This is a genomic window from Bacteroides neonati (assembly GCF_000499785.1).
In the GTDB taxonomy this organism is placed as follows: Bacteria; Bacteroidota; Bacteroidia; order Bacteroidales; family Bacteroidaceae; genus Bacteroides; species Bacteroides neonati.
Map to the genome: position 1 here is coordinate 390,212 of NZ_HG726020.1, position 25,762 is coordinate 415,973.

Consider the following 25,762-nt stretch of genomic DNA (forward strand, 5'->3'; position numbering starts at 1 on the left):
CTATATGAAATCGAAAATTGAACACGAGAAACAGGTAGTCGAATTAATGATACGACTCTATTGCCGAAAGAAAGAGAAGAATGAAACACTCTGTGCTGATTGTGCAGCCTTGATAGAGTACGCTCATGCACGTTTGGATAAATGCACGTTTGGAGAGCAAAAAGGTACCTGCAAACGATGCCCCATACATTGTTACAAACCAACCATGCGAGAACAGATGCGAATCGTGATGCGCTTTTCGGGTCCTCGTCTGTTATGGTATGCGCCATGGGATACCCTACGACACCTTACATCCTTATAATGTATCAGATACACAACAAATAGCACAATATAGAGGAACAAAATAGCAGCACGATTTGTTTAATTATATGGGTTGCCAACGAATGGCAACACCAATCTAACTAAACAAATCTAAATATGAAAAAGTATGTAGCTGAGATGGTAGGTACAATGATACTTGTACTGATGGGTTGTGGTAGTGCCGTTTTTGCCGGAGTTACTCAACCCTTTGCTAGCATTGGAACACTGGGAGTTGCTTTTGCTTTCGGTTTGTCTGTACTGGCGATGGTCTATACCATAGGAAAAGTATCGGGGTGCCACATTAACCCGGCCATCACATTGGGGGTATGGCTATCCAAACGTATGTCGTCGAAAGACGCAATCATGTACATGATCTTTCAAGTAATCGGTGCTATTATCGGTTCGGCCATTCTCTATGTTTTGGCAAAGGATTCAGGGTCGACCACTACGCTAACCGGAGCCAATGGTTACAGCAATGCTGTGACAGCCTTTGTAGCCGAAACGGTTTTTACATTTATCTTCGTGCTGGTCGTTTTAGGCGCTACTTCGAAAGGTGCCAACAACCAGTTTGCCGGTATTGCCATCGGATTAACATTGGTATTGGTGCACATTGTTTGCATTCCTGTTACCGGTACATCGGTAAATCCGGCACGTAGCATCGGTCCGGCTTTGTTTCAAGGTGGCGAAGCAATTTCACAACTATGGTTATTCATCATAGCCCCCTTCCTCGGCGGAGCCATTGCCTCTATTGTATGGAAGGTATTAGACACGACTCCCGCAGATAGTAAGTCCTAACGCAGAGGTGCTCAAGACACAAAAATGGCACAGATACCACGTTTTCTTAGAAAGCGTATATCTGTGCCATTTTTAGTATATTATTACCTTACTTCTTCATCAGATGCCAAGTGATTTCATAATCGCTTTGGCTTTCTCATCGGCAGTAGCATCGGCGCTGGTATAGCAGTTACGACAACCCATTTCGCCCTTTATCTCGATATAGAATTTAATCTTCGGCTCCGTGCCCGAGGGACGAACAGAAACCTTGCAACCATCGGCGGTAAAATACTGAAGCACGTTCGATGTGTCGGGCATATTCAGCGGCGATACATTTCCATCGGCATCGGTCTGAGTCAATGTCTGGTAATCTTTGCAGAGAATCACCTTCGATCCGGCCAATTCGCGGGGAGGATGGTTACGGAAGTTAGTCATCATCTGTTTGATCTCTTCGGCACCGCTCTTTCCGGGCTTCACCACATTGACCGTTACCTCTTTCGAGAAACCATATTCTACATAGATATCGAGCAACAACTGATACAGCGTTTTGCCGTTATCCTTAGCCCAAGCAGCAATTTCTGCTATAAGACAGCAAGCTGATACGGCATCTTTATCGCGCACAAAGTCTTCGGCCAGGAAGCCATAGCTCTCTTCGCCGCCGCCAATGTATACTTTCTTACCTTCGTTTTCGCGAATCTCGCGGGCAATCCACTTGAAGCCGGTATAGCAATCCATCATTTCGATGTTATTCTTATCGGCTACCGCTTTGATCAGCTCGGTCGTTACGATGGTCTTTACGCAGAACTCGTTGCCTTTGATTTTGCCCAACTGCTTGTATTGCGTCAGGATATAATACAGATAAATCAAGCATGTCTGGTTACCGTTGATCAGTACCCATTCGCCCTTATCGTCCTTGCAAGCAATACCTACGCGGTCGGCATCGGGGTCACTGGCCATTACCAGATCGGCATCGACTTTCTTTGCCAAAGCCACAGCCATCGAAAGCGCTTCGGCATTTTCGGGGTTGGGAGATACTACGGTAGAGAAGTTACCATCTTTCACCATCTGTTCGGGCACAGTCAATACATTCTCGAAGCCCCACATTTTGAGTGCTCTGGGAATCAATATCATACCGGTACCGTGAATAGGGGTATAGACAATCTTCATGTCTTTCTGGTGCGCAATGGCTTGCGGATCAAGAGACACGGTCTTTACCTTGTCCAGATAAACCTGATCAAGCTCTTCGCCTACGATCTGAATCAAATCGGGGTTACCCACAAACTTAATATCGGCAGCCGATGCGATCTTGTTCACCTCGTCGATGATACCATTATCGTGTGGGGCGAGTACTTGTGCGCCATCGTCCCAATAGGCTTTGTAGCCATTGTACTCTTTCGGGTTGTGCGAAGCGGTGAGGATAATACCGCTCTGGCATCCGAGGTAACGAATGGCAAATGACATTTCGGGAGTGGGTCGCATACCGTCGAACAGATACACTTTAATACCATTGGCCGAGAAAATATCGGCTGATATCTTAGCAAACAGATCGCTATTATTACGGCAATCATAGCCAACAACAACTGCTATCTGAGGCAAGTTTTTAAAGCTTGCATTTAAGTAGTTAGAAAGTCCCTGAGTCGCTGCACCGACCGTATAGATATTCATGCGATTGGTACCTACACCCATGATACCGCGCAACCCGCCCGTACCAAATTCGAGATCTTTATAGAAGCATTCGATCAGTTCGGTTTTATCTTCACTGGCCAACATGCGTTTCACCTCTGCCTGAGTTTCGGCATCATAAGCCGGGGTCAGCCATTTATTGGCTTTCTCAGTAACCTGTTTGATTAGTTCCTTATTTTCCATAAGATGATTTTATGTTGATTACGTATCGTCTTGAAGGACAAATGTAGAAGATTTAGTTTATAATTCCTAATTATTCGGTTACTTTGTAACGGTCGCCGGTTTGCTTCACATACTCTTCTAAAAACTCCGCCGAATATCCGGGACGAATCACGCCGGCAGGCTGTCCTATCTCGTTACGTTCGAACGCTCCGTTCTTCACCCGTTTCACCACACCGTCGTTGTATTTCACGATGAGAAACTGTCCCAAACGCTTCCAGGCATCGATTGTACTCTGTGCGGTGAGGTTGGTATAGTTTGTCAGGAATTCTTTGGCAGCAGCGGGATTTTTCTGATAAAGACGTGTAGCCACCTCTTCAATACCTGCCTGTGCTTCATCAAAGGTACCTTCGAGTTCGTTTTGCGTAGCACGCAAATCGTCGATCATCAAACTGTAACGAGGATACACCATGTTCGACACCCAGTTGAAAATCCAGAAAGAGGAGTCCCACGAGAAGGTGATATAATCGGCTCCGCCTACACGCGTATAGCAAACGGGCGCTTTGGTGGTACAGCAATAAACGGGTGTAAATACAGCCATATTGGCATCGTCGGTAGCAAACCAAAGTACGCCTCCGATTGCATCGGGCTTATTGGCACGCATCTGTGCCACAAACACAAAGGCAGACTGCTGTGTAGCAATGGGACGCTCGTTGAAGTACTCCTGATCGCCCACCTTGAAGGTAAGGGGAGACAGACGGTAAGGTGCTTTCTGAGGACCTGCACCAAAGTCGTTACTGATATCCAACGGTGTGCCTTCGTAATGATCGCGCATGGCGTTCTTTACATCCTGCACCGAGAGTTTACGGGTAGCTTTCATAAACAACGGCATGGGCTCGTTGGTTTTTCCTTGAATATAAGGAAGAAAAGCATCACCTTTATCGGTAAACTTATTGAAGAAGCTCCATACGCGAGCCTCGCAAAAGCGACGGGCACCAAAATCAAGCGGTGCATAAGCTGCTGCGAAGCTGAAGTCTTTATTGACACCGTTAAAGTATCCTTTTTCACGGGCAAACGAGATTACATCGGGCGAATATAGGCAGTTCTCTTTATCGTTCATATCGAACTGATGAATACGAGCCTGATTGGCATGGGCAGAGATACAATCATCGGGCACCCGAACGGCTACCCATACGGCACCGCGAATACCGGGACCTTTGCCAATCATCTCCATGATCCATATTTCATTGGGATCGGCAATGGTAAACGACTCGCCGCTGCTATAATATCCGTATTCCTGTACGAGACCGGTCATCACCTTGATGGCTTCGCGAGCCGTACGCGAACGCTGCAAGCCGATGTAGATCAAACTGCCGTAATCGATCAATCCGGTACTATCAGACAGTTCGGGGCGTCCGCCAAAGGTGGTTTCGCCAATTGTTACCTGAAACTCATTCATGTTGCCAATCACATTGTAGGTTTGGCGGGCTTGCTCTATCTGACCGAGATACTTGCCGCTATCCCATTCGTGAATCTTCATCATCGTACCTTTGGCATAGCTGGCTGCGGGGTAATGATAGAGTTCGCCAAAGAGTCCATACGAGTCGGCCGAATAAGAGACAATGGTCGATCCGTCGGTCGAAGCGTTCTTACCGACGATGAGGTTGGTACAGGCGAAAGTCTTCGCCACGGCCGCCACGAGAAGGGCGACGCTAAGAATTAGTTTCTTGTTCATACTTTCTTATTTTAATATATTAATGTTGTTACCAGAAAAATGTATCGCGTGATACGCTAACATTGCCGCAATCATCGGTCACGGTCATCTCTACCGTATGACGCATTCCTTTCTTCACCCGTTTCGGGTCGAGTTCACAAATCCATTGCTTACGCACCAGGTTGGGCAAGGCAAAGAGTGCATATTTACCGTCAATCGTTCCGCGGTACGAACGAATGCCCGTTTCTCCATCCCGTAAACGATAAACGACCTTGCCGGAGCGTCCCCAACCGGTCTTGCCAACAGGTGTTATCACAGGTGGCACCGTATCTACAGCCACGGTGTAGGTGCCCAGCTCGCGAATGCGGGTTTTCAGGAATCCATGCTCGTAGGTACCACCTACGCTCCATTTCCCCCCTTTATTATTGACACGGGCAACGTAATATTTCGTAGAGTCTTCTACCGGTCGGTGACGCAACCCGATAGAGAGTTCGCAACTGCCATGTAGGGGCACATCCTTATCGTGCAATTGGTAGGTAAAAGCAATCGCCCCACTGTCTGCCCGAACATTATAATTCAACGCCACATCATCGTAAAGCATACCGCGAGGTATTACCAACGTCAATCCGGGCTCTTGCAAATAGTTGGTTTTGTCCCAGGCAAAACTATATTTGGCACGCGATTGCACCGAGGGAACGGGTTGCTTGCGTCCGCGAACGGTAAACCGATAGTGCGACGTATTGCCAAACGCATCGGATAGTTCGTACGAAAAGCGATAATCCCGCTCTTCATTGATATCGACCAATCCCCGATGCCCGTTTGAGGCCTTCAGCATGCGAAGCGTATTGCCCGGATCGAGAAACGACTTCATATAAGCACCATATGTCCATGAGTTAATCATGCGGTTCTCATCGGGCGAATACCGATCGACGGTGCTACGGAAAATCTCCTTTCCGTCGAGCGAGAGAATCACCGAATGAACGCCATAATGATTGGAAACTCCGTTCATATAATCGTATGCCTTCAGCCCTACTCCCAGCACGCCCCATGCTTCGATGGGTCGTACGCTGTTGGGGTGAATAATGCGATTGGTGCTCGCCCCTTCGACCACTCCCCTTCCTGTTTGCGGAAAGAGCATGATACTCTCGGCGCGCGGAGCAGTGGTGTCTTTCATTCGATGGGCGAAGAAAGGCAGCGGATCGATGTAATCTCCCGTAGAAGTTTCGAACATATCCAGATGGAGATGCGGACCATACGAATAGCCTCTGTTTCCACTCCAGGCTATCTGCTGACCGGCCTTGACCGGATATTCTCCGGGTTCGGGAATGATCTCCACCTCATAACTTTCTTTCTCGTATTGCAACGCTTCGACCCGGGCAGACAACGGAGGCAAGAAGCCTTCAAGGTGACGGTTGATCGTGGTATAACCGTTGTCGTAAACCACATCGAGCACGTAGCCCGATCCTTCTGTCACCCGAATGCGTGAGATGTATCCATCGGCCAAAGCCAATACGGGCTTTCCGACGACGTTGCCCGTTTTAAAATCGAGTCCACCGTGAAAGTGATTGGAGCGGAGCTCTCCGAAATTGCCACTCAACACAAGTGGGAAGTCAAAAGGTGGAACAAAGGAGGCCTGCGGACGTTCTTGAGCATTGCCCTGAACAGCGCAAGCAAGCAGGAGGGCAGTTATATATCGTTTCATGTAGTTAATGGAATATTGCTTTAGTTCGGCAAATGTACATTATTCTAAGAAGATAACGAAAAAACACCTATGAATAAATGAAGAAAAAAACACAGGCAGATGGTCGGACCATCTACCTAAAAGGTTCCGACCATCCACCCCAAAGGTTCCGACCATCCGCCTCAAAGGTTCCGACCATCGGAATAAAAGGATGCGCTCTTGAGATATAAAAAGAGCAGATCAGTCCAAAAGAGTTTTCGACATTCTGCTGTAAAACACATGGTTTTCAATAACAACGAACCCATAAAAACGCTACCTTTCGCCATGTTTAACCCTTAATACAGTAACAATATGATTATCGGAGTACCCAAAGAGATCAAGAACAACGAGAACCGCGTCGGAATGACGCCGTCGGGTGTATTGGAAGTGGTGAAGAGAGGACATACGGTGTATGTTCAGCACACTGCAGGTGTAAATAGTGGATTTCCGGATGAGGCGTACACGGCTGTCGGTGCACAAATAACACCAACGGCAGAAGCAACGTATGCTATTGCCGACATGATCGTCAAAGTGAAAGAGCCCATTGCACCCGAATACAAACTCATCAAAAAGGGACAGTTGTTATTTACTTATTTCCACTTTGCCTCCGATAAAGAATTGACATTGGCCATGATCGAAAGCCAAGCCATCTGTTTAGCCTACGAAACAGTAGAAAAAGAAGACCACACGCTGCCTTTGCTCATCCCCATGAGTGAGGTTGCCGGACGTATGGCCACTCAAGAGGGAGCTCGCTTTCTCGAACGTCCGCAGGGAGGAAAGGGAATTTTATTAGGAGGGGTTCCCGGCGTAAAACCAGCTAAAGTACTGGTATTAGGTGGTGGCGTAGTAGGATATCATGCTGCTTTAATGGCTGCAGGGCTGGGTGCCGATGTGACTATTGCAGATATCAGCATACCGCGTTTGCGGTACTTAAGCGAAATATCGCCTAAAAATATAAAGACAATGTACTCGTCTGAAGTGCGTATTAAACAAGAACTTGCGGATGTCGATTTAGTAATTGGGTCGGTATTGATTCCGGGAGATAAAGCACCTCACCTCGTTACACGCGAAATGCTAAAACTCATGGAACCTGGAACGGTATTGGTTGATGTTGCCATCGATCAAGGTGGTTGTTTCGAAACATCGCACCCCACAACCCACAGTGAACCTACGTATCTCATAGAGGGTATTGTGCACTATGCAGTAGCCAACATCCCGGGTGCAGTGCCTTATACCTCGACACTTGCGCTAACAAATGCCACCCTGCCCTATGTGCTATCACTGGCAAAAAAAGGATGGAGAGAGGCTTGCAAAGAAGATGAGTCGCTTGCGTTGGGATTGAATGTAGTGGAGGGAAAAGTGGTGTATAAAGCAGTGGCTGATGTATTTGGATTAAAATACGAACCACTTACTTTATAACTCCATCATCTGCAAAGGATTCATATTATACATTACTGCTTGGTTTTGATTACTCAAAACCAAGCAGTAATTTTTTGTGTTACTCTTGCATAATCTTCAACCAATTCTTTCATTACTTCATCGACCGATTGCTGCCGGCGCAGCAAAGAGGCTATCTGACCTATTTCGAGCTCACCTTCTTCCAGGTCGCCTTCGAAGATACCACGTTTGGCACGGCCTTTGCCTAGAAGTTCGCGCATTTCATCGACCGAAGCGCCACGTGCCTCGGCAGCCTCAACAGCATCTCGAAAGCCGTTTACAACCAAGCGTGTAGGTGATAGTTTTTTCAACAGAAGCTTCGTATCTCCCTCATTCAAACGTAGACAGTATTCTTTAAAAAGATCGCTTGCCGAACTTTCGTCGGTAAGTGCAAAGCGAGTACCCAGTTGCACTCCATCGGCACCAAGCACCTGTGCAGCAGCCATGCTTTGTCCCGTAGCAATACCACCAGCAGCAATCAGAGGCAAATGAGTAGCCTGACGAACGGCCGGGATAAGGCAAAGAGTCGTTGTTTCTTCGCGTCCGTTATGCCCTCCGGCTTCGAAACCTTCGGCTACAATGGCATCGACTCCTGCTTCCTCACATTTCACGGCAAATTTGGATGAAGACACCACGTGCACCACAAGTATGCCACGCTCTTTGAGCCAACTGGTCCACGTTTTCGGACTTCCGGCTGAAGTAAATACGATTTTCACACCTTCTTCGACTACTATGTTCATAATGGTTTCGATTTGCGGATACATCAGGGGGATGTTGACTCCAAAAGGAAGGTCGGTAGCCGCCTTGCATTTACGAATGTGCTCGCGCAATACTTCGGGATGCATGGAACCGGCACCGATCAGCCCGAGCCCGCCTGCACGACTTACGGCCGAAGCCAACCGCCATCCGCTACACCATACCATTCCACCTTGAATAATGGGATATTTAACACCGAAAAGTGTCGTAATTCTATTCATACTATTTGAGTTTATATTACTTCAAAATCAACAAAGAAAATTGGGAAATAGTTCAACGAACAATGGGTTCGGGTAGTTGAATCGTGGTGGAGTCGCCATAGCTTTTCAATACTTCGAGCGTACGGGCACGGCGTTCATTGGCCTTCACACTCCAAAATTTCTTTTCAAATAACAGCATCAAGTTTAGTCCACTAATGGTTCCTCCACTCATCATGACTCCCTTTCCCAATGCAATGCCGGTTTCGGGGAGCATTTGGGTTTTATTGACCATCATGCCATTGGCGCGCTCGCCCATCAGCACATGACGGATGCCACTCGCTTCAATCTCTTCCAACGAACGGCGATAGCCACCACCGCCACTCATCGGGTCCTTCGCCCAATTCGTATACTTAAACTGCATTTTCATCGCATAAAGAGGATCGCCTCTCCACGTATTTTCGTCTACCTTGATCTTCTTCTGATAGATCGGATCCCAGTCAAATCGGGTCTGAGCCGTATAAGGGCGTAAGGTAAGTACAATCTTCTTCTTTTGCGGCAACACAGAAGGTAGCGACTCATCGGGCAACATCCAATTCTTCTCAGTAGATAGTCCGGGCGTACCCGTTACCTTACCGAAGTTGATTTTCTTAACAGCTTCCATATTCAGATGCAACTCTCCGTCCCCATCGAGTATACGCTTTAAATTCAACGAATCTTTCGCCGTCCATTGAGCGTTCACTCCCAGGGTAACCAGTGATAGCAATAATCCCGTTACCAAACGTTTCGTCATTCTATGATCTAATTTACCTTTACCTATTTATCTTTTTACTATTGATTACCACCAGCGATATCCACTTCCGCACAGTGGCTCGTTGTAGCATGGATCGATGGTCCACGTGGTTCTTGGATACTGCCTTCCCTCCCACCAGCGTCGGTACCGGGCTACTACATCAAGCACCTCTTCATTGGTCAAGAAGTAAAGCGCTTCGTAGTTGGGAGCATTTGCGTGTACCATTTTACAACCGAGTGAAGCGGGAAATCCTAATCGAATACTCTCCACAATCCAGAGCATACATTCGCCCAATCGGATTTTGCCACTATTGCCATTATAAGCCGATGGAAAAGAAGAGATAATGTCTAAGTTCTCGGCATACTTGAGCAAGGCTGGAATATCCTTCTCGGTAAAATTAGGAACTTCGACCAGACCTTTTTCATTCTTAGTATTGTATTTCCCGGCTTTAAGCTGTTTTACAAACAGTTCAATATCCGGATTATGATAGTCTAATGTTTCTTCGCTGCAACTCGCCAACGCAAATCCTGCAAAAACGATTAACAGCATAATAAATGCTTTTTTCATAACAGTAGGTTTTTCTTTAGTTGATTAATAGGTCATACGAACTCCACAAATAAGGTTTACGTTTGTAGGACGCTCCGTACGAACAGTCTCATGTTTTGAATCTGTTCGGAAGTGATGTACCACAGTTGGCTCGGCAAATAATGCGACTTTATCATTCAGCTTATATCCAACTCCCACACCACCCATAACAGCTAATTGTATGGGTTCATTCTTAAAATTATTATTAGCAGCACCGGCTATACATTTATCTGCTACTCCTCCTACAAGAGCATACAGATTCATCTTATTTGTTTTAGCCAGTGTAACATTCATTTGCAACGGTATTCCGATATAATGTAGCCCTTTTTGACCACCATCTATATAGCTATACCGCAACCCCGACTCGATTGCCAGATGCTTTGTCAATTGGCGCTCTACAGTCAATTGCCCCAATACGGGCATTTGATATTTACCTGCCGGCAGCGAACTTCCAAGAGCCATTTTAAGAGCCCAGGAGCGTGAGCGTGCCGACTCTGTTAGAACAGCTCTAGTCGATTCTTGTTCAACCGATGTGCCTGTTTGTTGAACAGATTCTTTATTTTGCCAAGCTTCATTAGCCACATGGTTCATTGGGTTATTATGCTGACGTACAGTCGAATTTACAGAGAAGCTAAACGACATAGATACGGTTACAGAGACCGAATCGTTGTCTTCCTTCACCGCAGGAGTATATGCTGCCAGTTGTCGAGACATCTTTTTGGGTAAAATAGGTGCATGCTGAACCGGTTGTGTCACTTGTTTCACCACATCGCCATCAAGTGTCCCCCCATTTGCCACAGCTATTTGAGTGAAAGCCTCCTCTAAGTCTTCTTTAGGAGAAAAGTACCAGAACGCAGCAGAAGATGCTGCAAGAACCAGCAGCACAGAGGCTGCCGCAGTTAAACGGAAGAACATTAGCCGCCGATGATGGCAAGTAGCTAATCCTTGATTGAGCTCTTCCCAAAATCCATCCCGCACAGGTACCTCAATATCATTCAGACGCGAGCGGAACAAATTGGTTATTTCATCATTTTCTTTCTTCATTCTTTCTATATTCATTAATTCTCTTAACCAACAAACATTTTGCACGATGCAGTTGAGAGGTAGACGAATGTTCCTTGATATGTAGCATATCGGCTATTTCTTTGTGCGACTTCTCTTCGAATACATAAAGATTAAAAATCGTGCGACATCCATCGGGCAACTGAGCTACAAAAGCCAGCAATTGTTCTTCAGAGATACCGTTACCACTACTTCCTGATTCCGAAAAGTCGGGAACATCGGGCAGTTGTTCTTCGTACACCACCCACTGACTAAAACGCTTCTGTTTGCGTAAATAATCAAGTGCTTGTGTAACCATTACTCTTGTTATCCAAGTAGCCAGCGAACACTCTCCACGAAAGGTAAAACGAGTAAAAATCTTAATAAATCCATCGTGTAGCACATCGTGAGCTGCATCCATATCACCCGTATAACGGTAGCATACAGCCAACATCCGATTGGAATAGAGGGTGTAAAGTCTCTTCCGGGCCGAATCACTTCCTGCCCGACAGTCCTTTACTAGTTCCATCTCGTTTTCCAATGTAAATGCGTTTTTACAAGACGCCTCTCTGCGTCGTTTGTTAGTTAGACGCAGCATTCGAACAAATGCTGCAACATGAATAGTGAAAAGAAGTTAAGATGTAACGCCTTTATATAAAGATGTGCCAATAGACCAAATAAACTGCTGTTTTAGAGCACAGTGAGTGGCATATTGGCACATAATTTTTATTATCATCTAAAAGTTAGCAGGCCTTGAAACTCATATCAAGCCCCTTCACCGAGTGAGTCAAAGCACCTACCGAGATATAATCGACTCCACATTCGGCATAATCACGCAACGTATCAAAGGTAATACCTCCCGATGATTCTGTTTCATAACGACCGGCAATGATCTCAACGGCTTTCTTTGTATTTTCCGGGGTGAAGTTATCAAGCATAATACGGTCTACTCCTCCCAGATCCAATACCTGCTGCAATTCGTCAAAGCTACGTACTTCGATTTCAATCTTCAGATCTTTACCTTTCTCCTTGCAATACTCTTTGGCACGAAGGATCGCTTTATCAATGCCTCCGGCAAAATCGACATGGTTATCTTTGAGAAGAATCATATCGAACAAACCGATACGGTGATTCACTCCACCACCTATTTTCACGGCTGCTTTCTCAAGCATACGAAGCCCCGGAGTGGTTTTGCGAGTATCGAGCACACGGGTACGGGTGCCTTCGAGTTGCTTTACGTATTTGCGCGTCATGGTGGCAATACCACTCATACGTTGCATTACGTTCAACATCAATCGTTCTGTTTGAAGCAATGACTGAACCTTTCCTTCCACAATCATGGCTATATCGCCCGGTTTTACCTCTGCGCCATCGTTAATGAATACCTCCACCTTCATGGTGGGATCAAAGCGATGGAAAATCTCTTTGGCTATTTCCATTCCGGCCAACACACCGGCCTCTTTAATTAAAAGTTTAGATTTCCCCATGGCTGTTGCGGGAATGCACGAAAGGGTGGTATGGTCGCCATCTCCTATATCTTCGGCGAAGGCGAGGTCAATCAGTCTGTCTATTAAATCATTCATTGGTTTTATCAATTCTTATTTGATGAATTAAATATTTATTCTGTACTTTCTTGAAAAAACAATTCACCCGGAAATTACCTTTGGCTGTGACCAAAGTTCCGATCACGAAACTCGTTTCATCGCGTTTGCCCTGATGGTTAACACTGAATCCGCTTACTTTGTTACTAACAAAAAAAGAATCCATGGCAACCTCAGCGTTTTGTCTATCCGTGTTTGTCGAGCGATTCTGAAAAATAAGCTCTACCTTATCACCCAGATAGTTGCCCAGTTCCTGAGAACTTCCTTTCTTAAAGGCAGTTGTAACTCCCGAAGGAACATCTTGCGCCAGAAGCGTACTCACAAAGAAGAAGATTCCGGCTATTCCTAAAAGTACTCGTTTTATCATGATCACAAGTTTTTGGTGTTGAAGTTTTTTATTCAAACTTTCAACTAATGATTAGGCAAAGGTACACATTTATTGCAGAATACAAGAAAAAAGTACTACTTTTGCGTTCAAAACAGAACGAACCCCGCATGAAAACGACCCTTCTCGTCGTAGGACGAACCGTAGAACAACATTATATTACCGGCATCAACGATTATGTTGAACGAACCAAACACTTTATTTCGTTTGACATGGAAGTGATTCCGGAGCTCAAAAACACCAAAAGTTTATCGGCCGAACAACAAAAAGAGAAAGAAGGCGAATTGATATGCAAAGCCCTGCAACCGGGTGATGTGGTGGTATTGCTCGATGAACACGGGAAAGAAATGCGTTCGATGGATTTCGCCCAGTGGATGGGAAAAAAGCTAATCAACGTAAACAAGCGATTGGTGTTTATCATCGGTGGTCCATACGGTTTCTCGCAAAAGGTGTACGATGCAGCCAGTGAAAAGATTTCAATGTCGAAAATGACTTTCTCACATCAAATGATACGGCTCATTTTTGTAGAGCAAATCTATAGAGCCATGACCATACTCAAGGGTGGTCCATATCATCACGAGTAGTTTCTTCTATTTTCGAAGAGAGTTTTTCGATGGCTTCGGTCAGTACCTCTTCGGGTGGAATGACATTAAAGTCTTCCCAGAATGCTTGATCGTACTCGAAACTAGTATCGGCAAAGACGGTACGGGTCGAAAGCTTCTCCTTCCGGCCAAAACGGACAACCTGTTCGGTATCAATCTTGCACGTCACCATTTCAAACCAAGTGTGTAAGAGAAAACTGCCGAACAGTCGTTTCTTCTTCTTGACCTTGAATGATAGATCGCCACGTACGTGGCTGATGTAATAGGTATCCTTCCAAGGTTTGTAAGACACCGTATAGAGTACTTTTTGAGGGGTGATACTCATGTCGCGGGCTTTCTTCTCCACAAAGATATCGGCTGTGTGGGTCACATACCTAGGGTTTATTTCAAACTGTGCCTGCAACAAAGCATTGTTATCGGCATCGATAAAGAGCTTTCCGGTAAAGAGAGGATCGGTGGTGGTTTTGCGCTGTTCGAAACAAATCACATTGGCCACCCGGTTGTTAATTACTGTCAAGTCACTCGAGGTGTACACATAGATAAGATCACGTGTAGAGGGGTCTAAAAAATCGGGCAGGTTTTTGATTAGATCAAGTTGCAAACAAGCATCAATACCCGACTTCATTTTGGTAACGAAGGTATCCTTCTCAAGCCGATTACTGATACTCCGCATTTTCAGCAACTTCACCTGATCGGCATTATGCACATCAAGGTAAGAGGTTTTATAGACTTTAAAAACGGCTTCGGTAAGCGTAACGAACTTATGATTCCGTTCAATACCTTCGCGGTAAAATGAGGTGAAGTAAACCGGATGGCGGGCATAGTTCTTCTCTCTACTTTCAAGCATCTCGCGTACAATCCGTAGCGGATTCGCTACCCGGATTATGACTTCCTGCAAAGGAATCACCTTGGGTTCGAGCGTCAATGTACGATTTTGTCCGGCCAGTACGGACGCCTCAATGGTTTGCGAAACATAGCCCAAATGAGAGAAGGAAATTAACGAGTCCAGCGACGTTTCGGGCAAGCGTAACCGGTAGGCTCCGTTCTGATTGGTAACGCTACCAACGGACGAACCCACCATGCTAACCGTTCCGTATGAAATGGGCTCCTGCGAATAGCGGTCGCGCAATACGCCCTCAATGGTAAAATAAGAAACACTGTCGGGTATTGATCGGGCGCGCTCGATTACAACGGGCACTTCTGTCGGGTGATATATGAGGATATGGTTTCCTATGACCCGAAGTGCCAACTGCGTATTGCCAACGATCTCGTAGATAGCCTGCCGCACAGAACGCGTTCCGGACTTTAGTCTCACCACCTGTTCATTGTTAATCAATTGGCTATCATAGATAAACAGGTATCCGGTCTGTCTAGACACCTGATCCAACAACTTATAGACCGTTTCTCTGCTTTTCGGTAACTGAATCATACGGTCCAACACTTCTTCACCGCCTGCCCGAATGGGAGTAAGCACTCCAAACAAGCAGACAATAATTATGTGAAAAAGACGATATGTCATCTTTGCACCCATTTTCGCTGTTACCTTTAGTTCTTTATTCGGATAACGTAAGTACCTCTTTTTCGCGCGTACACTTCAGGTTAAACGCCAGACAGATCAGTTCGGCTACCACCTGCGGAGAGTGATCGGTCAAACTAAGCGTCAGTACGCGCTCGCCCAAGGCAGGCGATGTTTCAATGCGTATCTCATGTTCCTGCTTATTAATCACTCGCAAGATATCGGCCAAACGCTGATCTTTGAAGCGCATCTGCTCGGTATAGCGTGCAAACCGTTGCGCATGCGAAGTCGTACTAAGCTGAAATTTCTCGGCAAGCAGTTTTACCGTCTCTCCGGCTTTGACTTGCATGGTCTGTCCGGTTTTCTTCGAAGTAACCTTAACGACTCCACGCTGCACCGATAGTTCAAAGGGTTGTTTGCCCTGTGTACGCACATCAAATGCAGTACCGATCACTTCAATCTGCACCTCTTCGGTTTCAATCAGAAAAGGGCGTACCCGATTGCCTGTCACATCAAAAAGCGCATTGCCCGACAAGCTAACCTCACGCTTATGGGGAGCAAAATGCTCGGGGTATTGCAGTGAGGTTTCTCCGGCAAGATAGACTACCGAACCATCTTCGAGGGTAGTGACCAATGTAGAATACTCTTCATTCTGTTGCGTAAGAAGGTGAGGCACTTCCGGCGACCGATCTGTCAAGAAGTAGGCTGTGGCTCCGTATATACAGAGAACAATAACGGCGGCAACCGATGTCCACTTCAACACAAGTCGCCGATGCGAAGACTTGTTGCCGATTACCGGCAACAGGTTATCTTCCTCCAAACGACCATACAACTTATTCCATGCCAGGTCTGTTCGCTGCCTTTCTTTTTCTCTTTGAATCATGTTGTTTGAGTATAATTTTCTATTTCTTTCCGTAGTGTTTGAAGTGCTTTCGACATTTCGGCTTCGACTGTCTTGATCGATAGCGAGAGGATGGAAGCTATTTCGGCATACTTCTTTCCACCCATTCGATGCAGTTGAAAAATGTGAAGCCTACGCTTGGGGAGTTTAGCAAGCGTTTGATTAATCAACGCTTGCAGTTCTTTGCACTCGAGTTGCTCTTGCGGATCGGAAAACGACTCGGACAAGGGTGCAGAGAGCACCACTTCTCGGTATCGTTTTTTCACTTCTTCATGTTCGCAGTATTGAAGCGATTGATTGCGTACAGCTCCGTAGAGATAACTCTTAATGGAGTGAAACAGCTGCAACCTCTCGCGCTCTTTCCAAAACACATAGAACAGTTCTTCCACAATCTCCTCTCCCACTTCCCTGCTTCCGGTGATGCCGGCTGCGTACAAGCAAAGCGAAGGGTAATACTGACGAAAGACAGCTTCAAACGCCTTTACATCTCCCTCCTTTATTTTTGTCAGTACGAATAAGTCATTCAGCATACCATTGATTCTTAGTCATTAAAGCACCCCAAATATACGAAAAGAATAGAAAAAGATTATTTTTGTTGCTTTTTTAATTTAGCTACCGCATTTTCGAGCGATTCGGTCGGTTCGATAATGTTGTATCCTTTCCAGAAATCTTCGTTACCAAAGTCATCGACCCGATCGGAAAAAACCTGACTCGGTTTAAACGATGCTTTGAAAGAGATGGGATCTACCGGACTCTCCTGCCTATCTGTTACTACCATTTCGGATAGTACGGTATAGGTTGTGGAGAACAGTTTCCGCTTCCAGTCGCACTTAAAGCGAATGTTATTACGAACGTAGTTCAGGTAAGTAACTCCATTGAGCGTTTTATAGGTAACCAGATACGAAACCTCCAACGGTTTGAAGCGAAGCCCAAAGGGTTTTCTCTTCAAGATAGCCTGTGTTGCTTTGTTCTTATCATCTAGACTGAGACTAAACTCGGCACGCGTAAAGGAGAGGCGTTCCTTGTCAATGTAAAGCTTTCCATAACACAGGGCATAAGGCTGAATGACGCGAGGCTCAAAACGAATCACGAACTGCGCACGATTATCAATACTAGTCGGTTCTTCCATAATGAAGTGATAGTCGGATAGGGCTTGCGGATCAAGCAGAAAATCGGGATTCTTCACAACATCAAGGTAAACAAACATCGTGGGGCCACCCAACAGCTTCACCGCCAACGTATCGCTCTGTTTCGAGCTAAGCAACCGCCGCCCTTTGTCAATCTGTACCCGATCTTTAGTCAAAGGCTCGCCATAGCCTGTTTTATATACATCGACAATGGCTTCGGAAATATTGATGTATCGACGCCCTTTCTGAGCTATCTCTCTATAAAAGCCATTGAGAAGATTGCTACTGGTGCTATAGTTGAGCGACACCTTGCGAATGGCCTCCTGCACAATCAACAGTGGGTTCTGTCCGTGAACGGTCACCTCTCCCAATAGATTTACGTAAGGGGTAAGCCAAATTTCCTGATTCAGGATATCTGCACCATTGAGCTTCAGGCGATCATTGACATAACCCACATGCGAAACTTCGACAGCTTGTGGACGAAGGCTGGTTTTAATGACGAGTGTAAATTCGCCATCGGCATTCGTCACCGTACCCACGTTACTACCCGGAACGGAGATGTTGACATACTCCAGTTTCCTTTTGTTTAGCTTATCGCGCACAACACCGCTTACGGTTATTTGTTCGCCCGAATCATTCATTGCCATTACCGGGGTAAAACCCGTCAGTAACCATACCAGTATCAGTACCATTCCTATACCGGTCGTTTGTACTCTTTGCGCTTTCATCTTTGTATCATTTAAAAAGGTGGATACTCTTGTTGCTTGTACTATTAAGATCGTTCAAAATCAAAATACCCTATGACTTTATGCATCTTTTTTCCTACTCAGCGAACAAACAAGAGTCCTTATACCTTATAATAATAAAACCCTATAATATATGAAGAAAATAATTCCCAATAGTCTACTCGTTTTCATTCTTCTATGTTCGTGCATATCGAATGCTAATGAGAAACAAGTCACTACTATACAACAAGAAACAGACTCATTGGTTTGTTTGGATAGTGTTCCAAAGATTATTACAGAAGATATTAAACCGGAGAATATAGAAATCAGTAAAGAGTTACTGTACGATAAATATACGCTAGCCGATACCTATCCGTACAAAGATACGACCCGGCATTTTCAATGGGAGAAGATGAAGGAACGGCTGGCCTTATTGGAAAACATTCAGGCTTCGCATAAACAATGGGGCATTTTACAGAATTATAAAAACAGAAATGGCGTTGCTCCATTAGTGAAAAAGTTCAAAAGAAATGCTTATCAACGCATTGCAGATACGCTGGGAGTAGAACGATATCAATCGGTTCCGCTCTATCTGACGACTGATACCCTCATCCCCGAACGCTACGGACAAGACGGAGATTTGGTTTGTATGCTCGGCGAGGTGGGAACCTTTGCCGAAGTAGAACCGATATTCATTGGCGACACCTGGATGGTTCCAAAGAAATACATCAAGCCGATTCAAGACAGTGTAGTCTTTCGGAAAGCGATCTTTGTAGATCGCACCAATCAAAACATTGCCAGTTTGGAGCAGAAGGATAAAGGAGAGTGGTTGGTACGCAGCATGAATCCTGCAACAACCGGACAGCACCGCCCTCCTTACCAACAAGAGACTCCTTTGGGCATGTTTGTACTACAAGAGAAAAAAGGAAAAATGGTCTTTCTCAAAGACGGAACGATAGAAACCGGCGGTTTTGCCCCCTACGCCAACCGCTTTACAGACGGTGCCTATATTCATGGAGTTCCGGTCAATGCCCCACGTGCCGAATTTATCGAATACAGTCCTTCATTGGGCACTACTCCGCGATCGCATATGTGCGTGCGTAATGCAACGTCACACGCAAAGTTCATATTCGACTGGGCGCCTGTAAATCAGACGATTATTTTCATTTTAGAATAAGATTTAGTATCTTTGCGTCATCACTTTAATAGAAAATATGCAAAAGGTAATTATATTTTTGTGCCTTATATTACTCGCATCGGGTTATTCGTCACCCCACAAAACAGAAGCTAACAGACCCTTGCCCATAGCCGATTCAATATCCGAGCTAGCAAGAGGTGAGCAGCTCTTCGAAGAGATGCAACTAGGCGGTATCGTCAATTTTATTGCTTTTCGAGAAGCAGTAGCCGGTTATCATCGCATCAAACAAAAGAGCAAACCGATCATGACGCTGATCGATTTTACCAAACCATCGACCGAGAAGCGTCTCTTCGTGTTCGATATGGAAAAGAAAGCAATGATCTTCTCCTCCGTCGTTTCTCATGGCCGCAATAGCGGAGCTAATTACGCCACTTCTTTCTCGAACGAAAACGGTTCGTACAAAAGTTCACTAGGATTTTATCTCACCGAGAATACCTATCAGGGAAAAAACGGTTATTCGTTGGTCTTGAACGGACTCGAGCAGGGTATCAATGACCATGCTAAAGAGCGTGCTATCGTTATGCACGGAGCGGCTTATGCCAATCCATCGACCATTGCTTCGGGACGACTAGGACGTAGCTTGGGCTGTCCGGCTTTGCCTCAGGCACTTGCTAAGCCGGTTATCGATACCATTAAAAAGGGAAGCGTACTGTTCATTTATGCCAATAATGCAGAGTATATGGCAAAGAGCTCTATTTTGCCAAGAAGAACCAACAACATTTAAATACGTTCAAAAGCCAACACCGTGATTCATTAATCGTTGTTCGGCCATCGCTTCATACTTCGTTCCTTTGCGCCCATAATTAGCATAAGGATAGATAGAGATACCTCCGCGTGGGGTAAATATCCCGGTTACTTCGATGTATTTCGGATTCATCAGCCCGATGAGATCTTTCATGATAATATTCACACAATCTTCATGAAAAGCACCATGATTACGGAAGCTAAACAAGTAGAGTTTCAAACTCTTGCTCTCAACCATTTTTACATCGGGCAGGTAACTTATACGAATTTCGGCAAAGTCGGGTTGCCCTGTAATGGGGCAAAGACTGGTAAACTCGGGGCAGTTAAAGCGTACCCAGTAATCATTGTCGGGATGCTTGTTATCAAATGCTTCGAGTACCTCGGGTGCGTAATCCTGTTTGTATTCAGTGCTTCTTCCAAGCAGTGAAAGCTGATCTTTCAGTTCGGTCATAATAGTAATATTGTTTTTATTTCGACATAAGGCTATCGTCTTCTTTGATAGCCAGATATTCCTCCAATCCTTTGCGACGAAGCCGGCAGGCAGGGCAGTGACCGCAGCCATCACCCTGTATTCCGTTATAGCAGGTCAGGGTTTCATTGCGCACCAGTTCAAGCACGCCCAATTTATCGGCCAATGCCCATGTTTGCATCTTATCGAGCCACATCAAGGGGGTATGCAGCACGAACTGCTCGTCCATTGCCAGATTCAACGTTACATTGAGCGACTTGATAAACGAATCGCGGCAATCGGGATAACCGCTGAAATCGGTTTGCGACACGCCGGTGATGAGGTGACTGATGCCTCGTTCGCGGGCATAAACAGCAGCAATACTTAGGAAAAAAAGGTTGCGACCGGGCACAAACGTATTGGGCACTGCATCGTGTGGTTTTTCCTTATCCATCTCGAGCGTTGTATCGGTCAGTGAGTTGCGGCCAAGTTGTCCGAGCAAAGCAACATCCATGACTTCAAACGGCACATCGGCCTTGCGGGCTATCTCACGGGCCAACTCTACCTCGCGATGATGCTTCTGTCCGTAAAGGAAACTCAAGGCTATCACATGTGCAAAGTGGTGTTTCGCCCAGAACAGACAAGTGGTAGAGTCTTGCCCTCCACTAAATACGACCAATGCCGTATCTTGATTCATTGCCATAGGATGGTTAAATATCGGTTACCTTCAATACGTTGTAAGATATCTCCTTGTCGTACACATCGCTACCGTCGATCTTCTTGATATACTTCACCACCCGAATGGTTACAGGCAGAATAATAACCTCGTAAAGCGACTTTAGCACGATCTGTATCCCCATCATGATGAGTAGTTCGCGCCAGGCAATCAGCCCTCCGAAGGCAATGGGGAAGAAAATGATCGAGTCGGCCGTTTCGCCTACTACAGTAGACAGAATAGCACGAGCCGAGAAGTTACGCCCATTACTAGCCACTTTCATACGGCTCATCACATAAGCGTTCAAGAACGATCCGACCAAAAACGCCATCAAGCTGGCTGCTACGATACGGGGAGCCATACCGAATACGAAGTTGAAGTGCTCAGCTCCATCCCAAAAGGGAGCGGCAGGAAGCGCAACGGCGATCAGTCCCAAAGAGACTACAAAGAAATTCATGATAAATCCGCTCCAGATAATGAGGCGCGCTTTCTTGAATCCCCAGACTTCGGCGATGCAATCGTTAATAATGTAAGAGATGGGAAACACGAGTAGTCCGGCAGTTACCGTAATACTACCCACTTGAATAACTTTGGTTTCAAGCAAATTAGCTGCAATGAGGCATACATTAAATAGTATAGCAAGCAGCATGAAAGGCACAGATACTTTTTCTTTCATAATCCTGTTTTTTACGTGGTGTTCTAGATTACACGACCGTTATTCACGGCATCATACTTTGTTAATTGGGCGACAAAGATACAATTTCTTTAGAAAATCGGCAACCATTTTGCAGTTAAAGTTGTTTGTAGACCATTCATCAAAAACTAAACTTATAATGAAAACAAATCTAAAAGTAGCAGCATTACTGCTGGGAATGGGTATCACTCCGTTTTTCGCTCACGCACAAAAAAAAGTAATTATTGAGGATGATGAACCAAACTCCATCATGTTTGTGTCGAAAAATAAAGCCGGTGACGAGATTATCCGAATCATGGACGAAACAAGGCTTCCGAGATTTCAGGAGCCCAATACTCCACGTTTCTTATTGACAGATCAGAAAGGTAAGTTTGCGCTTGGTATCGGTGGATACGTACGAGCAACAGCCGAATATGACTTCGGAGGCATTGTGAACAGCGTAGACTTCTTCCCAGCCTTGATCTCCAATGGGAAAACTAACTTTGCCAAGAATCAATTCCAGATGGATATCACCACTTCTACTTTATTCCTGAAACTGGTGGGACACACCAAGGCATTGGGCGATTTTGTTGTTTATACAGCCGGTAACTTCCGTGGCAATGGCTCCACCTTCGAACTACAAAATGCGTATGCTTCTTTCCTGGGATTTACCATCGGTTATAGCTATGGTAATTATATGGATCTGGCAGCCCTCCCTCCTACGATTGACTGGGCAGGCCCTAACGGATCGAGCTTCTACCGTGCCACACAATTAAGCTATGTGTGCAATCATGTAAAAAACTGGAAGTTTGGTGTAGCAGCCGAAATGCCTGCAGTCAATGGCACCGTTACTCCCGGATTCTCTATCAGCACACAACGCATGCCCAACTTCGTAGCATCGACCCAATATAATTGGAACAAGAGCAGTCACATCCGACTGGCCGGTATCGTTCGCAGCATGACTTACTCGAGTGCCGTTGCACAAAAAGCTTACGCCAAGACCGGATACGGTTTGCAAGCATCTACCACATTCAATTTAGGCAAGAAATGGCATACCTACGGACAGGTGAATTACGGTAAGGGTATCAGTCAGTTCCTTACAGACCTAAGTACTCAGAATGTAGACATCGTGCCCGATCCGGAAAGTTCAGACCGCATGCAGGTATTGCCCATGTTGGGATGGTATGCCGGACTGCAATACAACATCTGCCCCAACTTGTTTGTATCGGGTACCTATAGTTACTCAAGACTGTACTCCGAAAACGGCTACCCCGTCCAAACAACCGATATGTATCGTACCGGACAGTATTTGGTTGCCAACGTATTCTGGAATGTAACCAATAATATGCAAGTAGGTGCCGAGTACCTGAGAGGTTGGAGAAACGACTTCAATGACAATATGCACCATGCCAACCGAATGAACATGGTGGTTCAATACTCGTTCTAACAAATCAGAAAAAAGAAAACGAAGAGAGGCTTTACTCCTTTTATCCCGGCAATTAGATAAAAAGAATAAAGCCTCCTTCAGTTTAGATAGTAAGATCGAATTGGTTCAACCGTTTTTAAAACTTATAGTCTAAACCAATACCAAACACCTTGTTGGTGCGAGAAAAGACATCGGTTCCGGCGATGCCTGTACCATTGTAATTAGCAGATATCTTTTCGTAATTATCGTAGTTTGTCCAGAAGTAAGCTACATTCAGTTTCAAGTTTTTGGCTACATCGAAGCCTGCACCCAAACCAAATGAATATGAGCTCAAAGAGAAACTCATGTCTGTTTGGAAGTTATCTTTCACACCGTATTTAGTACGTTGCATACCGGCGCTTACCTGTGCCCATTTGCAAACATCCCATTCCAAACCGGCCAGGTATTCATTGGTTCCGTTGCCGATAAAGTTTTGCTTGCCAATAAGCTCTCCCGTAGAAGGATCTTGTACGGTAGCCATCTCAGCATGCGTATCGAAAAAGTGGTGATAACCTACCGAAGCACGCAACACGGGCAGAATCTCGTAAGATACACCTACAGTAAGAAGACTGGGCACATCCTGAGGCGTATTCACGCCATGTCTATAATTGGCAAATTTATCATCTTTAGGGTTTGCCGGTGCACCGGGCAGTGTACCCTTTGTTTTATTCTCAATATTCAGGTTCGTAAGAAATTCGTATTTCACACCAACATTCCATTTCCCCTTCTTAAAGTCGGCTCCAATAATGGGAGTGATTCCCCAACCTGATTGCTCACAATCCAGCTCAATATCTGCTGCCATGGCCGCATACTCAGGTTTACCTAATTTATTAAAAACATCTTGTGCCGAAACCATAGAGCCATCAAGTCCAAGAGCGGGCATATTGGGATTAACTTTAATATCCTTCAAGTATCCATAATAGGCATTGCTTACGTAATTAACACGTGCACCTCCAAAAACAGACAGATAATCATTAATGCGATACGCAGCTCCCAATTGAAGTCCGAAGATATATTGTTTACCTTCCATATAGCTATTGACAGAATATTGATTGGTCGGTATTCCTGCCTTAGCCAATAATCCCGGAATCATAGCCACCTGCGATTCGAAAGAGCCCAAGCCCTCGTTGAATGTTGCTTTACCACCACCACCTGTTACGGCAAAGTTGGCAGAGAAAGCCCATTTATCTTTTTTATAAACGGCAAATGCGCTCGGAACGAATGGCGCAGAAGCCTCGCCTTTGTACATTTTCGTTTGGTTTCCTCCGAAACCGGCAAATCCGGGAAACTTCTCGTTTCCAAACGTAGAATGAATGGTTCTTGTCTGGGCAGCACTCTGTCCGTTCAACGAAACATAAAAGCCATCTTGCATAAAAGCAGTACCGGCAGGATTAGAGTATACGGCATCAATTTGCGTAGAAGCATCGCGAGCCAACATTCTCAGAAACAAAATGTGCTGATTGGTGTTTGTCAGGAGCCCCCCTGCAAAAGTTGGAATTGAAACGATCAGCATAAATACACTAATCAACGATAATTTTCTCATCTAAATCTTTTTTAATTATTTCGAGCACAAAGATACAACAATACTACACAAATAACATATAATTGTGCAATTAATTTCGTTAGACACACCGATTTGATTCAAAAACGAATAGTTTCTAATGTAACTATACAACTCTCAAGTACTTCAAACGAAACATAAATGAAGTGAAGAAGAAAAACTTTTCTTCAGAACCAATGTTTAATTATAAATAGGGTAAAGAGTACTTAATTATAAAACAGAGCATAACAATGAAGAAGGTTATACATAAAGCAGCAACCAGAGGTCATACTCGAAATGAGTGGCTCGATAGCCGTCATACGTTTAGTTTCGATGAATATTTTGATTCAAACCGCATCAACTTCGGTGCTCTACGTATATTGAACGATGATCGTGTAGCTCCCGGAGCCGGGTTTCAGACTCATTCACACAAGAACATGGAAATTGTTTCCATCCCCTTGAGAGGAGAGTTAGAACACGGAGACAGCAAAAAGAACAACTGCGTGATCGGCGTAGGAGACATTCAGGTTATGAGTGCCGGAACAGGGATCTTTCACAGTGAGATGAACCACAGCAAGGTCGATCCTGTTGACTTCCTGCAAATATGGATCATGCCTCGTGAGCGAAATACCCGACCGGTTTATAACGATTTCAGTATCCGCGAACTCGAACGCAAGAATGAGTTATCAGTTATTATTTCGCCCGACAATGATACACCGGCTACCTTGTTGCAAGACACCTGGTTCTCCATCGGGAAAATAGAAGCCGGCACAAAGTTAAGCTATCATATGCACCAAACACATGCAGGCATCTATGTTTTCTTGATCGAAGGCGAGATTGTAGCAGCAGGTGAGAAATTGTCGCGACGAGACGGTATGGGAGTTTTCGAAACCAACAGCATAGACATTGAGGTACTTGCAGATTCGCATATTCTATTAATGGAAGTTCCGATGTAACATTGCC

Annotated in this window: 26 protein-coding genes; 8 read left to right on the forward strand and 18 right to left on the reverse strand. The window is 45.2% G+C overall.

Features of this window, described 5'->3' with window-relative positions:
* Window positions 1–4: 4 nt before the first annotated feature.
* Window positions 5–301: a nitrous oxide-stimulated promoter family protein gene (locus TY03_RS21735; RefSeq protein ID WP_074434135.1), complete on the forward strand. Its 297-nt coding sequence runs from the start codon at window positions 5–7 to the stop codon at window positions 299–301.
* 116 nt (window positions 302–417) lie between these two features.
* The gene (locus tag TY03_RS04665; protein ID WP_042367827.1) at window positions 418–1,095 is read left to right on the forward strand and encodes an MIP family channel protein; all 678 of its coding nucleotides are present in this window, start codon (window positions 418–420) and stop codon (window positions 1,093–1,095) included.
* 99 nt (window positions 1,096–1,194) lie between these two features.
* Here TY03_RS04665 and TY03_RS04670 read toward each other — a convergent pair whose 3' ends face one another.
* The 3 genes from TY03_RS04670 to TY03_RS04680 all read right to left on the reverse strand — a co-directional run bounded on the left by TY03_RS04670 (window position 1,195) and on the right by TY03_RS04680 (window position 6,332).
* On the reverse strand, window positions 1,195–2,940 hold the full coding sequence (locus TY03_RS04670) for a phospho-sugar mutase (protein WP_042367829.1): 1,746 nt from the start codon (window positions 2,938–2,940) through the stop codon (window positions 1,195–1,197).
* A 70-nt stretch (window positions 2,941–3,010) separates the two neighbouring features.
* Window positions 3,011–4,651, reverse strand: a complete 1,641-nt coding sequence (locus tag TY03_RS04675; RefSeq protein WP_042367831.1) for a C69 family dipeptidase — start codon at window positions 4,649–4,651, stop codon at window positions 3,011–3,013.
* A gap of 28 nt (window positions 4,652–4,679) precedes the next feature.
* Window positions 4,680–6,332 (reverse strand): M23 family metallopeptidase, encoded by a 1,653-nt coding sequence (locus TY03_RS04680; RefSeq protein WP_042367833.1) that lies wholly within the window; start codon window positions 6,330–6,332, stop codon window positions 4,680–4,682.
* Between the two features lie 330 nt (window positions 6,333–6,662).
* Between TY03_RS04680 and ald the strand changes: the two genes are divergently transcribed.
* Complete coding sequence (gene ald / locus TY03_RS04685) at window positions 6,663–7,769, forward strand: alanine dehydrogenase (protein ID WP_042367834.1); 1,107 nt, start codon at window positions 6,663–6,665, stop codon at window positions 7,767–7,769.
* A 53-nt stretch (window positions 7,770–7,822) separates the two neighbouring features.
* Here ald and TY03_RS04690 read toward each other — a convergent pair whose 3' ends face one another.
* The 7 genes from TY03_RS04690 to TY03_RS04720 form a co-directional block, all read right to left on the reverse strand.
* Window positions 7,823–8,764, reverse strand: coding sequence for an NAD(P)H-dependent flavin oxidoreductase (locus tag TY03_RS04690; RefSeq protein ID WP_042367835.1), 942 nt, complete (start codon window positions 8,762–8,764; stop codon window positions 7,823–7,825).
* Window positions 8,765–8,816: 52 nt separating this feature from the next.
* On the reverse strand, window positions 8,817–9,533 hold the full coding sequence (locus tag TY03_RS04695) for a DUF4858 domain-containing protein (RefSeq protein ID WP_042367836.1): 717 nt from the start codon (window positions 9,531–9,533) through the stop codon (window positions 8,817–8,819).
* Between the two features lie 45 nt (window positions 9,534–9,578).
* Window positions 9,579–10,100: a DUF4943 family protein gene (locus TY03_RS04700; protein ID WP_042367837.1), complete on the reverse strand. Its 522-nt coding sequence runs from the start codon at window positions 10,098–10,100 to the stop codon at window positions 9,579–9,581.
* A gap of 24 nt (window positions 10,101–10,124) precedes the next feature.
* A complete protein-coding gene (locus TY03_RS04705) occupies window positions 10,125–11,162 on the reverse strand; it encodes a porin family protein (RefSeq protein ID WP_042367838.1) in 1,038 nt (345 codons plus the stop codon).
* On the reverse strand, window positions 11,146–11,757 hold the full coding sequence (locus TY03_RS04710) for an RNA polymerase sigma factor (protein ID WP_042367839.1): 612 nt from the start codon (window positions 11,755–11,757) through the stop codon (window positions 11,146–11,148). Before TY03_RS04710 ends, TY03_RS04705 begins: the two co-directional genes overlap by 17 nt.
* Before the next feature lie 145 nt (window positions 11,758–11,902).
* Window positions 11,903–12,742: a carboxylating nicotinate-nucleotide diphosphorylase gene (nadC, locus tag TY03_RS04715; RefSeq protein WP_042367840.1), complete on the reverse strand. Its 840-nt coding sequence runs from the start codon at window positions 12,740–12,742 to the stop codon at window positions 11,903–11,905.
* Entirely contained in the window at window positions 12,735–13,127 is a 393-nt protein-coding gene (locus TY03_RS04720) for a DUF4783 domain-containing protein (protein WP_042369156.1), read from the reverse strand. The genes nadC and TY03_RS04720 overlap by 8 nt, the downstream gene beginning before the upstream one ends.
* A 128-nt stretch (window positions 13,128–13,255) precedes the next feature.
* On the opposite strand from TY03_RS04720, the gene rlmH reads away from it, so the two are divergent.
* Window positions 13,256–13,729 carry a 23S rRNA (pseudouridine(1915)-N(3))-methyltransferase RlmH gene (gene rlmH, locus TY03_RS04725; RefSeq protein ID WP_042369158.1) on the forward strand — a complete coding sequence of 158 codons (474 nt, stop codon included), beginning with the start codon at window positions 13,256–13,258 and terminating at the stop codon, window positions 13,727–13,729.
* On the opposite strand, the gene TY03_RS04730 is transcribed toward rlmH, so the two are convergent.
* From TY03_RS04730 to TY03_RS04745, 4 genes are read right to left on the reverse strand one after another with little or no spacing between them, the layout of a single operon-like run.
* A complete protein-coding gene (locus TY03_RS04730; RefSeq protein ID WP_052332392.1) occupies window positions 13,701–15,278 on the reverse strand; it encodes an STN and carboxypeptidase regulatory-like domain-containing protein in 1,578 nt (525 codons plus the stop codon). The two genes, rlmH and TY03_RS04730, sit on opposite strands and share 29 nt — an antisense overlap.
* 22 nt (window positions 15,279–15,300) lie before the next feature.
* A complete protein-coding gene (locus TY03_RS04735) occupies window positions 15,301–16,146 on the reverse strand; it encodes a FecR family protein (RefSeq protein ID WP_042367841.1) in 846 nt (281 codons plus the stop codon).
* The gene (locus TY03_RS04740; RefSeq protein ID WP_042367842.1) at window positions 16,143–16,694 is read right to left on the reverse strand and encodes an RNA polymerase sigma-70 factor; all 552 of its coding nucleotides are present in this window, start codon (window positions 16,692–16,694) and stop codon (window positions 16,143–16,145) included. The genes TY03_RS04735 and TY03_RS04740 overlap by 4 nt, the downstream gene beginning before the upstream one ends.
* Window positions 16,695–16,750: 56 nt before the next feature.
* On the reverse strand, window positions 16,751–18,019 hold the full coding sequence (locus TY03_RS04745; RefSeq protein ID WP_042367843.1) for a carboxypeptidase-like regulatory domain-containing protein: 1,269 nt from the start codon (window positions 18,017–18,019) through the stop codon (window positions 16,751–16,753).
* Between the two features lie 151 nt (window positions 18,020–18,170).
* Here TY03_RS04745 and TY03_RS04750 point away from each other — a divergent pair, with 151 nt between their 5' ends.
* Window positions 18,171–19,193, forward strand: a complete 1,023-nt coding sequence (locus TY03_RS04750; protein WP_042367844.1) for a L,D-transpeptidase — start codon at window positions 18,171–18,173, stop codon at window positions 19,191–19,193.
* A 37-nt stretch (window positions 19,194–19,230) separates the two neighbouring features.
* Window positions 19,231–19,938, forward strand: a complete 708-nt coding sequence (locus TY03_RS04755; protein ID WP_042367845.1) for a murein L,D-transpeptidase catalytic domain family protein — start codon at window positions 19,231–19,233, stop codon at window positions 19,936–19,938.
* A 6-nt stretch (window positions 19,939–19,944) separates the two neighbouring features.
* Here TY03_RS04755 and queF read toward each other — a convergent pair whose 3' ends face one another.
* From queF to TY03_RS04770, 3 genes are read right to left on the reverse strand one after another with little or no spacing between them, the layout of a single operon-like run.
* A complete protein-coding gene (gene queF / locus TY03_RS04760) occupies window positions 19,945–20,409 on the reverse strand; it encodes a preQ(1) synthase (protein WP_042367846.1) in 465 nt (154 codons plus the stop codon).
* A gap of 16 nt (window positions 20,410–20,425) precedes the next feature.
* Window positions 20,426–21,103, reverse strand: coding sequence for a 7-cyano-7-deazaguanine synthase QueC (queC, locus tag TY03_RS04765; protein WP_042369163.1), 678 nt, complete (start codon window positions 21,101–21,103; stop codon window positions 20,426–20,428).
* A gap of 13 nt (window positions 21,104–21,116) precedes the next feature.
* Window positions 21,117–21,797: a queuosine precursor transporter gene (locus TY03_RS04770; RefSeq protein WP_042367849.1), complete on the reverse strand. Its 681-nt coding sequence runs from the start codon at window positions 21,795–21,797 to the stop codon at window positions 21,117–21,119.
* A 157-nt stretch (window positions 21,798–21,954) separates the two neighbouring features.
* Here TY03_RS04770 and TY03_RS04775 point away from each other — a divergent pair, with 157 nt between their 5' ends.
* Window positions 21,955–23,241 carry a DcaP family trimeric outer membrane transporter gene (locus tag TY03_RS04775; protein WP_042367851.1) on the forward strand — a complete coding sequence of 429 codons (1,287 nt, stop codon included), beginning with the start codon at window positions 21,955–21,957 and terminating at the stop codon, window positions 23,239–23,241.
* A gap of 115 nt (window positions 23,242–23,356) precedes the next feature.
* Here the strand turns inward: TY03_RS04775 and TY03_RS04780 are convergent, their stop codons facing one another.
* Window positions 23,357–24,802, reverse strand: a complete 1,446-nt coding sequence (locus TY03_RS04780; RefSeq protein WP_042367853.1) for an OmpP1/FadL family transporter — start codon at window positions 24,800–24,802, stop codon at window positions 23,357–23,359.
* Window positions 24,803–25,050: 248 nt separating this feature from the next.
* Here TY03_RS04780 and TY03_RS04785 point away from each other — a divergent pair, with 248 nt between their 5' ends.
* Complete coding sequence (locus TY03_RS04785) at window positions 25,051–25,755, forward strand: pirin family protein (protein WP_042367855.1); 705 nt, start codon at window positions 25,051–25,053, stop codon at window positions 25,753–25,755.
* The last annotated feature ends 7 nt before the right edge of the window (window positions 25,756–25,762 follow it).